The following is a 12,794-nucleotide window of genomic DNA, read 5'->3' as shown; positions in this document are numbered from 1 at the left end:
CACGGTGCGCTTTATGGCGACCATTGATCTCACCACAGGCAAGAAGCTGGAAGGCATCGACGATGTCTGGCAGTCGATCGCGACCATTCTCGGGACGACTCTCGCGTCGCTCGTGATGGCGCGCGACTTCGGCTCGAAGATGCCGCGCCTAGTTGACCGTGCCGTGTCTCAGGTGACGGTCATCGAGTTCTATGCGGCCGTGCCAGACGCGATCAATCGCCTCAACCCCGAAACGCTGATGGCTGAAGAGCCGCGTTTCCGCATCATTCAAATGACCCTCGCGGACATGACCGATGAGGGCCATGTGACGTTCGACATCGACGGCATCTACTACCCGCGCGGCCATCTCGGCGATTACTCCGAGGCGCGTGACGCTCAAGGTCGCGTCGTGGTGTCGAACAACATCATTGTCGGGAGCTATGTGCAGTAATGGATGCTCCGCTCCCGAATATCCCGTTGCCGGTCATTGAGCGGGAGCCCGCGTTCGAGACCCTGTTCAACGATCGTCTCACGCAACTACGCGGCCTGCTCACCGACGCGGGGTTTGATTGGGACACCTACATGCTGCGGTCGGACCCCCTGAATCGCTTCTGCCGTCATGCGGCCTATGGCGATCTGCTTATGGTCTCCGCGATGAACGACACGTTCCGCGCGACGCTGACGGACTTCGCCCAGGGCTCCGACCTGATCGCCTTGGCATCGGATTGGAACCTGACGCAGGCCGATGGCGAGTCCATCGACGATCTTCGTCGCCGGCTGCGCGAGACGAAGAAGGGGCAGGGCGGCTTTACCGAGAACTGGTATAAGCGGTGGGCATTCGCCGCCGCTCCGCTGCTCGTGGATGACGTTGGCGTCGAGGGCGATGCCAAGGGCGGGGTGCTCGTCTCGATCCTCTCCAAGGACAACGGGGGCGTTGCCAGCGACGATTTGCTCGCGACCGTGGACGCGGCATTGAACATGCCCAGCATCCGGGGCGACAACGATCACATCACGGTCGTTCGCGCGGTTATCCGCACGGTTGATGTCCAGGCCGACGTTTGGCTGCTCCCGGAAGCCACGAAGGACACCACGATCGCTGCGGCCGAAGCCGCGCTGCGTGCCAACTTCGCGACCGAGCGGCGCCTGGGCTGGGACCTCGCATCTGACTTCGTGTCCGCGTCGCTGCGCACGACCGGCGTCAAGCGCGTCGCGTTGATCACGCCCGAGCCGAACAGCGTGGTGGTGACGGCCGCCAATGAAGCCGTCGCGCTCGGAACTGTCGATCTGCGTTATCAGGGTCGGGCATACTGATGACGGACCTTGTCGATCTCGCGCCACGCAACTCGACGCCGCTCGATCTGGCCGCAATTCGGACGGCGGACTCGCGTGAGCGTCACAAGGGGCTGGTGCAAGAGATCGCGGATATCCGCTATCGCGACGTGATCCCCGACGACGTGCTGCCGTGGCTTCTGCGCCATTGGGGGCTCGAAGACGCGGCTGCGTTCACGGACGATCACCAGCACCTCTACAAGGAGGGGAAGCACTGGCAGACCGTCCGTGGCCGTCTGGAAGCCTTCGAGATCGTCTTCGGCTGGCTTGCCCTCAATGGCGAGCATGAGCGCGGGACGGGCGGAGATGTGCGCTGGGGCCTTTTCCAGATCGGTTTGGATGGCAGGCCCGAGATGGGCAAGCTACTCGACCTGATCGGCCTCGCGAATCTCTCCAAGGGTGCGGCAAGCGTCTTGGGGCGCATCTATGGCGGCTATGACATCCGGCCGATGCGGCTCGACATGATGCGCCTCGACGGCGCCATGCTCGACGATTGGTCGGGCGTCTATCTCGACGGCATCGCGCCGAAGCTCTCGTTTGGCAGTCGGCTAGGCGAGGAGATCGACTTCGAGGCGCATGTGTCCGGCGGCAGCGACGGCCTCATCTCGGGCACTGCGCGTTTCGAGGAAGGCTTCGTGCTCGACCGCTCGCTTCTCGACGGCGAAGTGCTCGAACCGTCCGTCGTCGCGATCCAGGCGTCCTTGTCCGGCGAAAACATCGACATCGGTCGGGACGTGATGATGCCATGGCCGAACGGCCCTTGGCCGTCGATTCCCTGGTCACAGATTGAACCTTTCACCATTTACGGAGGCCCTGATGGCACTTCTGGTTAATAGCGGTCGCGCCGGTTTGGCCGCCGCGTTGAAAGCTCGTCCGATGTTCTTCGCCTGGGGGCGCGGCGCGTCGTGGTGGGGGCAGACGGACGTGAAGAACAGGACGTTCGCCGGTGCGCCGGAAAAGTTCACGCTCGACCACGCTCCCGTCGCTTCGCTCACCTTGAACAGCCCGGACAGTGCGCAAACCTACCAGACGCCGGCCGACTACCTGTTCGATCCGAACAGTGGCGTCGTGACGCGCGTCAACGGCGGTGCCATCCCGCCAGGTGCTACGGTCCAGGCGCAGGCCGTCTATGGCACGACGCCGCTCGGCGCGAGCGATACGGCGTTGGTCGATGAGGTCGGGCGGCGCATTGCGTCATCGGTCGAATTTGTCGTGCCCGATCCGAACGGCAACCTCTACACGCCCGGAGGCGAGCGGTGGTCTGTCTCGCCGGTGGCGACCCGCTATCTCTATGTCGCGACGCAGTTCGACTTCCTCGAAGCCTCGACCGAGACGATCCGCGAGGTCGGCATTTTCGTTGATAGCGTGCGCGCGGCGGGAGTGCCTGAAGGGCAACTGTACTTGACTCCCGATCAGGTCGCAGAACCCGGATACTTGCTTCTGCTCGATCGCTTCGCCGGCAAAGTTCGCTCCCCCAGCGAGCGGCTTGGCTTCTCCTACGTCTTGGTGATTTAATGGCAGACGCCCGCGACCAACTCCCGGCCTACATCAACACCTTCGATCCGACGAAGGGCTATCAGCGTCTTGCGGCTCACTATGACCGCTTCCTGACCAGCAACGAAGTCAATATCATTCAGGATATTGACGGATATCGCGTCAAGGGCATTGCCGACGTTTGGTGGAAAGACGGCGCGCTTGTTGGCGGCGGCGCCATCGTGCTCGGGCCGATCACCAACGGGACGGTGGAAGCCCGCTTGGCGGCAGCGAAGGTCTACATTCGCGGCGCGGTGCATGATATCGAGGCGCGCAACCTCACCATCTCGGCCGTTGGCACCGTCGTCATCGGCATCCGGCTTCGCACTTTTACCGTGACGTATGAGCAGGACCCGACCCTGAAGGGCATGGCTCCCGGCACGCGCGCTCAGGGCGAGCCCGGCGCTTCGGCGCTCGCCATGCTTGGCCGCTGGGGCTATGAGGGCGACGGCGAGGAGGGCGACTTCTTCCCGATTTACACGATCAAGGACGGCTCGATCGACACGCCGACCGAGCCCGGCATGGATGACGCATGGGCCAACCTGCTCGCGCGCTATGACCGCGAGGCCCACGGTGGCTACGTCGTGGAAGGCTTTGACGTGAAGGCGCTCGGCCTCGACGACGCCGGGAAGCAGGTCTTCACGATCTCGGAAGGCACAATCAACGTCTACGGCTACAAGCGCACCCGGCCTGCCTCCGCGCGCTTGCGTGTGGACGAAGAGCCCGAGATCATGGCGATCGACGATGAGCCGCACGCCGTCAATTCGGGAACGCAGACCATCAAGGTTCGCTTCGCCCCGATCTCGGCCGTGAAGGAAGTCACGATCATCGCCGAGAAGACCGTCACGCTGACGCACGGCACCTTCATCGGCGCTTCGGACGCGCTGCCCGATCCGACCGTGCTCTCGATCCGCGAGGTCAAGCAGGGCGCGAAAGTGTACGCGGCGACCTCCGACTACAAGCTGACCGGCGCATCGGTGGATTGGTCGCCGAGCGGCGCCGAGATGGCGCCGGGCTCGACCTATCAGGTGACCTATCGCTACTTGACCAATGCGGTCCCGACCAACATCACGCGCGACTCGTTCGACATCACCGGCGCGGCGGATGACACCACGGCCTTCGTGAAGTATGACACGAAGTTGCCGCGCTACGACGCCATCGTGGTCGATCAGACTGGATCGATCTCCTATCTGAAGGGAATTAGCTCGCTGTACGCGCCGCAGCCGGCGGCGGTCGCGCCGACGCTGCACAAGCTCGCCGATGTCTACAACAATTGGGGAATCGCGCCGACCGTCAAGCAGGTCGCGACCGTCCGCATGCCGTTCGCCGATCTGCGCAGCCTCGAAACGATGGTTAGCGATCTCTATGCGCTGGTCGCCGAGGAGCGGCTTCAGCGCGACGTGGATCGTAAGGAAGTCTCCTCGAAGCGCGGCGTTTTCGTCGATCCGTTGCTCGACGACGACATGCGCGACCAGGGTCTTCCGCAGACTGGCGCGATCTTCGGCGGCTTGCTTTGGCTTCCGATTATCCCGACCATCTCGATCCTGCCGATCACCGGAACTTCGCTCGCCTACGCGACCGACAATGTCTTCGAGCAGCGGCAGATCACCGGCGAGTCGAAGATCAATCCCTACGCGTCGTTTAGCCCGCCGCCGACCGATGTCTCGCTCGATCCGCCCGTCGATCTTTGGACGGACACGCAGGACATTTGGACTTCGATCAACACGTCGCGCATCGCTTGGCAGAAGACCAATTTTGAAGCCGGCCCGCTGATCGGGACCAACGTGTCCGTGACTGATCGCGTCGTGAGCAGCGCCACGACTGCCGAGGAGACCATCCGGCAGCGTTCGGTGGGTTTCACGATCCACAAGTGGGGCTACAACGAAGTCCTGAAGTCGGTCACGTTCGACGACATCGACGTGACCCCGGCGGGCCAAGTTCGCGCGGACGGCAACGGCACGCTGGTTTCGTCGTTCCAAATCCCGGCCGGCGTCCCTGTCGGCGTGAAGCACGTCGCCTTCGAGGGCGTCGGTGGCTCGAAGGCCAATGCGCTCTACACCGCATACGGCTGGCTGACCACGATCAGCAACGAGCGGACCATCGTCACGACCTATTGGTACAGCGCCGATCCGCTGGCGCAGACCTTCCGTCTGCCCGAGCCGCGTCAGGCGCTCGGCGTGGATGTGAAGTTCACCAAGGTAGGCGACAAGAGCAAGCCGGTTCGCCTGCAAATCCGCGAAGTCGAGCTGGGCGTCCCGACCGAACGCGTCGTCGCCGAGTCGCTCATCGACATGAACACGGTCAAGGTCATCGATCCGCTCTCGACCGCGCCGCGTACAGAAGCCGATTGGACCTTTGCAGCGTTCGAGCGTCCGGTGACGCTGCGCGAGGACCGCAGCTACGCGATCACGCTTCTGACCGATGACGACACCCATTCGGTTGCCATCGCCGACCTCGGCGGCTTCGACCAGATCAACGGTTGGGTCACCAGCAACGCCTTTCCGCTCGGGACCTTCCTTGACGGCTCCGACTCGCGCACTTGGCTCGCGAAGCCCGGCCGTTCGCTCGGCTTCCGCCTTCGCTGCGCGAAGTTCGCGCCGGTCACGAGCGCCATCGAGATCGGCACTCTTGACGTGACCAACTGCTCGGACCTCATGCCGCTGATTGCGGCCGAGCGGCCGGAAGGTACGGCGATTGAAGTCGAGTTCGAGGCGCCGAACGGAGCGAAGTATGTCACCGCGCCGGCGGTGAACGTGCAGCTACCCGCCGCCATCACCGGAACGCTGAAGGTTCGCCTTCGGTTGATTGGAACCGCCAGCCTCTCGCCGCTCATGCTGCCCTATGTGCAAGTCGTGGCCGGCTCGATCCAGCCGAACGGAGACTACATCACGCGCGCCTTCGAGGCGGGGACCGACTCGAAGATTCGCCTGATCCTCGACGTGTATCTGCCCTCGACCTCGACCTTCGAGGCCGCCATCTAGACCGGCGCAAACGCGGGCCTGCCCGTGTGGTCGGCCGCCAACGCGCTCACGCTGGAAAAGTCCACCCCGCTGGGAGACGGCTGGGAAGAGCGCCAATACATGCTCGACCACGTCAACACCGACATCTCGCGGGCATACGTGAAGATCGGCGGCGGTCCCGCCGCCCGGTCGAACGCTCGCAATATCCGCGCCGTCGCGGTCAAGTCCACCACGGGGGCTTAATAGATGCCGAACGACACCACGCAGCGGGGCTATCCGCTACCGAACCCCGACAATGTCGCCCGCGAGGATGCGACCCGCATCCGCAACGCGATCGAGCAGATCAGCGATGACATGACAGCGCTCGAAGGGCGCAACATCATTGCGTCGGAGAGTGAGGCGGGCAGCGTGCAGTTGGCGACGGATGCCGAGCGCATCGCGGGCACCGCGGAAGACCGCGTGCTTACGGTAAAGCGCACCAAGGACATGATCACGGCACTTCTGAGTACCGTCGAGACTGCTCTGAACAGCGCCATGGATGCACTTCAGCGGACCACGGCGGTTCAGTTGAGCCAAAATGAGGCCGATGTCGATAAGGCCATCGCCGACTTCAACACGTCCGTTGCGACGCAACTTAACAACTTCAGCAACACGCTCGCCGGAAAGTTCGACAAGACGGGTGGCGCGCTTAGCGGCGCCTTGACGATCAATATGGCGGCGGGGCAAGTCGCCTCGATCGGGGGCGTGATCAGCGGCCAAATGCGTTGGATGCTCGCGCTGGGCGCTGGCGGTACCGAAAGCGGCAACAATGCGGGCTCCAACTTGCAACTGAACCGCCACAACGACGCAGGCGCTTATCTCGGCACGGCCATCGGCATCAATAGGGCGACCGGGGACATCACGCTTGGCGGTCAGCTCGCGTCCAGCTACAACATCACCGGCAACGATCTCCGAGCTAATCGCAACAATGGTCAGGGTTACTATTTCTTCGGCTCCGGCGCGACCTACATCGGATTTGACGGAAGTAACTTCACTTCGACCAACTGGCTTATCTCGCCCAACGGCAATCGCTATGCGGCGTTTAACGAAATTCCCGCTGCGGTCACCAGCATTCGGGGCGTGAACGCGGGCTCGTTTCAGCTCCTCGGCAATGGTCAGTGGCAGCAAATCGGGAATGCATGGATGACCGGGGTCAACCTAGATCCTGACGGAGGTGGTTGGCAGTTTCAATCCCGGTACGTTCAATATGCGATCAACGGACAATGGGTCACAGCGGGGTGGGCATCGTAATGAATATCGTTTCTCATGGCACATGGTCGCTGTACGTTCCCAGCGCATGGCCCGAGGGCTTTCCGAGCAACATCATCTTCTGCAAGAGCGATGTGAGCGGAGCGGACTGGTACGCATTTCAGCAGGCCCGCTCTCTCTCGGATGAGAGTGTGAAGTTGCTTTTGCGAATGGACGGAAGCGGAAGGACAATCGTGCAAGTCGCGACTGTGGATGCAAGTCGGCTGTTCCCCGCCGGTTCGCTTCTGCTCGAAATGTACGACGCAATGGACTTTACCAACCCGGATGGCGTCGATCCGCAGGTGTTGTTTGGAGGGATGATGTACGATGCGGCGGCGAACGCACTCGTGGACGCCCCGGCGGTCACGTTCGTTCCGGAGTCAGCCACCAAACTCGGTCTGCGCCGCGTGTTCGTCGAACAGGGAAGGTGGGATCAAGTCAGGGCGTTGATCGCGTCTGACTCGGTGACGCAAGAGGAATGGGATTTGGCTATTGAGATTAAGCGGAGCGATCCGTTAACCCAGGCTCTTATCTCGGCCATGAGCCTCCAGCCTGCTGACGTTGACGCAATCCTTGTTCGCGCCAAGCAATTGACCGAGTTCTAGTGGGTTACCGGAACGGTCCCGACAACTAAGACCGCGCTTCCTACGGTGCTCTCAATCCCATCGCTTTGAGGATTGAGAGCACACAAATGTCCCTTACCGACTTTCTGCACGGCGTCGAGACTGTCGTCGTAGACTCCGGCCCTCGGCCGATCCAGACCGTCCGTTCGTCCGTGATCGGATTGATCGGCACCGCTCCGAAAGCGAATGATGTCGCTTTCCCCTTCAACACGCCGGTTCTCGTGAACCGTCGTCAGGCTGCCGCCGCGATCGGCGCGGATGGAACTCTGCCGCAAGCCATTGACGCGATCTATGACCAGGGCGGCGCCCTCATCGTCGTCGTCCGTGTCGAGACCGCTGCGGAGGAAAACGTCCAACTTTCCAAGATCATCGGCGGCATCGACCCGGCCACCGGCGCCTTCAGCGGCATTCACGCTTTCCGCGCGGCCGAGGCCGAGTGCGGCGTTTCGCCCATGATCCTGATCGCGCCGGGCTTCACGCACCAACGGCCGATCGGCGTGAGCGGCCACACCGTCACCAACGCGGGCACCAGCGACTACACCGAGGCGACGGTCACGTTCGCCGGTGGTGGCGCCGGCGCGGTCCTGCCGCAGGCCAAGGTGCTCATCGTCAACGGCAAGGTCACCGGCCTTGAGTTCTCCTCGCTCGGCTACGGCATGACCGCAGCGGTCACCGCGACGATCGACGGCGATGGCGAGGGCGCGGCCGTGACGATCCAGACCGGGGCGTCCGCGAATCCGGTGGTCAATGAGATGTTGGCCCTGGCCGATGCCATGAAGGCGCATATCCTGGCCGATGGTCCCTCGACCACGGATGCCGCCGCGTTCGCATACCGCGCTGACTATGGCTCCCGTCGCGTGTTCGTCATCGACCCGACCGTGTCCGGCTGGTCGGTGAAGACCAGCACCTACTCATTGGAGCGCGCTTCGGCTCGCGTCGCCGGCCTGATCTCGCGCGTCGATAACGACACCGGCTTCTGGGAGTCGCCGTCGAACAAGGAGGTCTACGGCATGGCCGGTCTCGGTCGGCCGATCGACTACGCCTACGGCGACAAGAACAGCCGTGCGAACATCCTCAACGAAAGCCAGATCGCGACGTTCATCCGCGACGACGGCTGGTACCTGTGGGGCAACCGCACTTGTTCGGCGGATGAGAAGTTCGCCTTCCTATCCGTGTCCCGCACGGCCGACATGATCGACATCTCGATCGCCAAGGCGCACCGCTGGGCGGTCGATCGCTCGATCACCAAGCAGTATCTCGACGACGTGGTGGCGTCCGTGAACGCGTACATGCGGCAGTTGAGGACAAAGGGCGCGATTCTCGGCGGTCAGTGCTGGGTCGATCCCGAGTTCAACACCGAGGCGGACATCACCGAAGGTCATGTGACGTTCTCGTATGACTTCACCCCGCCGTATCCGGCCGAGCGCGTGACCTTCCGGTCGCATCTCGTCTCCGACTACATCCGCAACCTCTTCGCATAACGGGGGAAAGAGATGATCCCGCGCGTACTCCGCAACTTCAACAGCTTCGTGAATGGGGTCGGCTATGCCGGCCGCATTTCCGAAGTCGAGCTTCCCGAACTCAACATCAAGACCGAGGAGTATCGGGCCGGCGGCATGGATGCACCCGCCGAACTCGACCTGGGCATGGAGGTCATGACCGCCAAGTTCACGTTCGGCGAATACAACACGCAGATTCTCGGCCTGTTCGGCAACATGGACGGCAACGCCTCGCGCGTGCAGCTCCGTGGCGCCCTTCAGCGCGACGGCGAGACGGCCGTTGCGATGATCGTCGATCTGCATGGCGGCTTCAAGTCGAACACGCTCAACACTTGGAAGGCGGGCGACTTGACGCAGAACGAAGCCACGATGACCCTTCGCTATCTGAAGATTCAGATCGGCGACACCGTCGCGGTCGAAATCGACGTGGACAACATGATCAGGCTGGTCAACGGCGTGGATCAGTTGGCTTCGATCCGCACCGCTATGGGCATGTAATCACCAACCGGCCGGTTCGCCATTGCGGACCGGCCACTACTCGAAGCGGGAGACTACCGACTATGACTGATGAAGTGAAAGAGCCGGACATGCGGCTGACCGCCGATGTCGAACTGAAATTCCCCGTGACCGTGGACGCGGTGGCCTACAAGAAGCTGACCATGCGCCGGCCGAAGACCAAGGACTCGATCAAGGCCGCAAAGTTCAAGGGGCACGATGCCGACAAGGGCATCCTCCTCCTGGCCGATCTCTGCGGCGTCGCGCCGAACGTGATCGAAGAGCTTGACGAGTTCGACGCGAAGAAGCTCGGCGATCAGCTTGAGGCTTTTCGTGGGGGTCAGTCGAACTAATCGATCTCCGCAAGGCGATCCTGACGCTCATCCGGCTGACCAAAGGCGGCGTCTCAATCAGCGAAGTCGAAGAAATGATGCTCTCCGACTTCTATGAATGGCTCGAAGCCGCCACGGAGCTTCAGGCTGATATCAACAAGGCGATGAAGGCAAAGTAAGATGGCGACCGGCTTCTCCGTATTCGTCAATATCGGGGGCAAGGTCAGTCCCAGCCTCAACGCCGCAGTGAACGCAGCGAAGTCGCAGGTCAATGGCCTTGCGGCTTCGCTCGCCGCCGCCTCCAAGAGCTTCAGTGCTCCGTTCGTGGCGGTCAATAAGCACCTCGATGCGACCGCCAAGCGGATGGCTACCGTCCAGCGCGCCGGCCGCAATGCGACCTTGGGCGTGACCGCGCCGGTCGGCCTGATGGCGATCAGCGCCATCAAGGCGGCAAACGAGCGCGCCAAGGCGATCAATGTGCTCGATGCGGTCGGCCTCGATGACTACGGCGCCGATCAGGAAAAGGAGCGCGCCGCTGCGCGGGACGACATCGTCAAGTTTGCCGACACGCTCTCGAAGAAGTATGGCGACGCTACTGAAATTCTGAAGACCTTCAACGAACTGCTCAAGGCGGGCTTCAGCGCGCCAGCGGCGAAGGGCTCAATCGAGACCGTGTTGCAGGGCGCAGCCGGCGCCGAAGACATGAGCGGCGCGGAGCTTGGCGGCTATGTCACCAAGCTCGCGACGCAATTCCGGCTTGGGATGAAGTCCACGGAGGATGCGGCAGCGAGCACCCAGCGCATCGTTGACGCGCTGGTGTACGGCGCGCTGAAGACGAGCGCCAGCACGAAGGATATGGCGCAGTCATTCAAATACGTCGGCGCGGCAGCGGCGGCGGCCGGTCAGTCGGTCGAGAAGACGAACGCGCTCGTTATCTCGTTGGCGAAGGGCGGCTTCGTCAATTCAGAGTCGGGCGTCGCACTTCGGTCCGCATACGTCCGTCTCGTGAAACCCACAAAGGGCGGTCGCGCCGCGATGGCAAAGCTGGGGCTGAATTATTCGGACTATGTGTCGCAAGGCAACCGGACCGGCGCGGGCATCAGTGCGGGCCTTTCCGCGCAGGGGTACGACATCGAGCCGAAGCTGATCGACAAGGCACTCGCGAGCAATAAAGGGGTGCCCGAGAAGCAGCGCAAGGCGATCTATGACGCGATCGTCACGAAGCTCGGCGCGACCAAGGCGGAAGACCTCAAGACCATCATGGAAGCCGTCGATGATAGCTTCACGGCGTCCGGCAATGAGATTGACCTCATCAAGCTCCTGAAGGACTTGAAGGCGAAGGGCGCCGGCCAAGGCGAGTTGGCCGCGATCTTCGAGGGTCGCCAGTCCGTCCGCATGATGGCGTCCATGATGCAGAATCTCGACGACATCCTGAAGGACGTGGAGGGCTACTCGAAGGGCTACACGCAGAAGGTCTTTAAGCGGCTCTTCGTGGGGCTGCCGGCGCAGATCACCGAGCTTGACGCCTCTTACAAGATGCTCCGCAACACGCTCACCGAGCTTGTCATGCCGGACGTTCTTAAGGGCATGAAGTGGCTTGAGCAGTCGATGATCAGGTTGCGGGAGGCAAATCCCGCCTTGCTCAAGACCGGCATCTATTTGACCGCCGCTGCGGCAGCGGCCGGGCCGCTGATGTTCGCGCTCGGCGCTCTCGGCCGCGTTGGCTTGGTCGGCTTGAAGGGACTCAACATGGTGACCCTCGGCCTGCTCGTGCCGTTCCGGCTGCTCGGGACCGTGCTGCTTTGGGTGGCGCGCGGCCTATTGCTGCTCCCGGCGCGCGCCGCAGCGGCAGCCATCGGCCTGCGCATGCTCACCGCGCTCGGCGCTGGCACGACGCTGTCTGCGCTCGCGATGAGCCTTGTGCGGCTTGCGGCGGCCCCGTTCTTGCTGATCGCTTCGGGCATCCGCGCCGTTGCACTCGCCATGGTCTCGCTTGTCGCGAATCCGGTCGGCCTGATCATCGCCGGCCTGGTGGTCGGGCTCACTGCGCTCGGTGTGTGGGTGTCGAACAATTGGGAAGGGATCAAGTCGTTCTTCGCCGGCTTCGGTGAGGGTTTCATGAAGGGTCTCGGCCCTGCGGGAGACTCCGTCAAGCAGCTCTCGGACGGCCTCGCCAGCGCGTTTAAATGGGTATCTGACATGCTCGGCCCCCTCGACGCGAGCAACGCGAAGTGGCGCGAGTGGGGGACAACGGTCGGCGGCATCGCGGCGGACGGCGTCAACACGGTGATCTCTGCGATCGAGAAGCTGATCGGATTGGTCGGGAGCGCGATCGACAAGTTCGTCAGCCTGGGGAGGGCTATCGGGAACGCCTTCAAGGGCGCTTGGGGCAGCGGCATCGAAGGCGGCGCGCCTGCGCCTGCGCCGCCGGTGGCCGGCGCTCGCGCGCTGGGCGGTCCGGTGAGCTACGGCAAGCCGTATCTGGTCGGTGAGCGCGGCCCCGAGCTTTTCGTGCCCGGCGCGACCGGCCGTATCGAGACGAACAGCATGCTTCGCCGGCTCAATGCCAGCGGCGCGGCTGCGGTCGCTTCATCGTCGTCGAGCGGGGGCGGAATCGTCTCGAACTCCAATCGTGTGGAGATCAACATGGCCGTGAACGGCGGCGATCCGGCCGAGGTTCGTCGCGTCGCCGAAGAGGCGGTCTATGTCGCGCTCGCACGGATCGAGTCCGAGCAGCGCGGACTCCTGAGTGATTGA

General features: G+C 62.9%; 12 protein-coding genes. All 12 read left to right on the top strand.

Annotation, left to right across the window (positions count from 1 at the left end; genetic code table 11):
• Nucleotides 1-13 precede the first annotated feature (13 nt).
• The 12 genes from P6U24_RS31500 to P6U24_RS31445 all read left to right on the top strand — a co-directional run bounded on the left by P6U24_RS31500 (nt 14) and on the right by P6U24_RS31445 (nt 12,794).
• Nucleotides 14-430, top strand: coding sequence for a GPW/gp25 family protein (locus tag P6U24_RS31500; RefSeq protein WP_407156310.1), 417 nt, complete (start codon nt 14-16; stop codon nt 428-430).
• Nucleotides 430-1,290, top strand: coding sequence for a baseplate J/gp47 family protein (locus P6U24_RS31495; protein ID WP_407156309.1), 861 nt, complete (start codon nt 430-432; stop codon nt 1,288-1,290). The genes P6U24_RS31500 and P6U24_RS31495 overlap by 1 nt, the downstream gene beginning before the upstream one ends.
• Nucleotides 1,290-2,141 carry a hypothetical protein gene (locus tag P6U24_RS31490; protein WP_407156308.1) on the top strand — a complete coding sequence of 284 codons (852 nt, stop codon included), beginning with the start codon at nt 1,290-1,292 and terminating at the stop codon, nt 2,139-2,141. Before P6U24_RS31495 ends, P6U24_RS31490 begins: the two co-directional genes overlap by 1 nt.
• Complete coding sequence (locus P6U24_RS31485) at nt 2,125-2,823, top strand: hypothetical protein (RefSeq protein WP_407156307.1); 699 nt, start codon at nt 2,125-2,127, stop codon at nt 2,821-2,823. The genes P6U24_RS31490 and P6U24_RS31485 overlap by 17 nt, the downstream gene beginning before the upstream one ends.
• Nucleotides 2,823-5,822, top strand: coding sequence for a DUF4815 domain-containing protein (locus P6U24_RS31480; RefSeq protein ID WP_407156306.1), 3,000 nt, complete (start codon nt 2,823-2,825; stop codon nt 5,820-5,822). Before P6U24_RS31485 ends, P6U24_RS31480 begins: the two co-directional genes overlap by 1 nt.
• A 24-nt stretch (nt 5,823-5,846) precedes the next feature.
• Nucleotides 5,847-6,044, top strand: coding sequence for a hypothetical protein (locus P6U24_RS31475; protein ID WP_407156305.1), 198 nt, complete (start codon nt 5,847-5,849; stop codon nt 6,042-6,044).
• Between the two features lie 3 nt (nt 6,045-6,047).
• Complete coding sequence (locus tag P6U24_RS31470) at nt 6,048-7,091, top strand: hypothetical protein (RefSeq protein ID WP_407156304.1); 1,044 nt, start codon at nt 6,048-6,050, stop codon at nt 7,089-7,091.
• Nucleotides 7,091-7,693, top strand: a complete 603-nt coding sequence (locus P6U24_RS31465; protein ID WP_407156303.1) for a hypothetical protein — start codon at nt 7,091-7,093, stop codon at nt 7,691-7,693. The genes P6U24_RS31470 and P6U24_RS31465 overlap by 1 nt, the downstream gene beginning before the upstream one ends.
• 86 nt (nt 7,694-7,779) lie before the next feature.
• Entirely contained in the window at nt 7,780-9,192 is a 1,413-nt protein-coding gene (locus P6U24_RS31460) for a phage tail sheath C-terminal domain-containing protein (protein WP_407156302.1), read from the top strand.
• Nucleotides 9,193-9,204: 12 nt separating this feature from the next.
• A complete protein-coding gene (locus tag P6U24_RS31455) occupies nt 9,205-9,708 on the top strand; it encodes a phage major tail tube protein (protein WP_407156301.1) in 504 nt (167 codons plus the stop codon).
• Nucleotides 9,709-9,770: 62 nt separating this feature from the next.
• Nucleotides 9,771-10,058: a phage tail assembly protein gene (locus tag P6U24_RS31450; protein WP_407156300.1), complete on the top strand. Its 288-nt coding sequence runs from the start codon at nt 9,771-9,773 to the stop codon at nt 10,056-10,058.
• Nucleotides 10,059-10,217: 159 nt separating this feature from the next.
• A complete protein-coding gene (locus P6U24_RS31445) occupies nt 10,218-12,794 on the top strand; it encodes a phage tail tape measure protein (protein ID WP_407156299.1) in 2,577 nt (858 codons plus the stop codon).

The organism is Bradyrhizobium sp. STM 3557, assembly GCF_045571465.1.
Classification (GTDB): Bacteria; Pseudomonadota; Alphaproteobacteria; order Rhizobiales; family Xanthobacteraceae; genus Bradyrhizobium.
The sequence above is the reverse complement of the archived record's forward strand: the minus strand, read 5'-3'. Positions and strand labels throughout refer to the sequence as shown.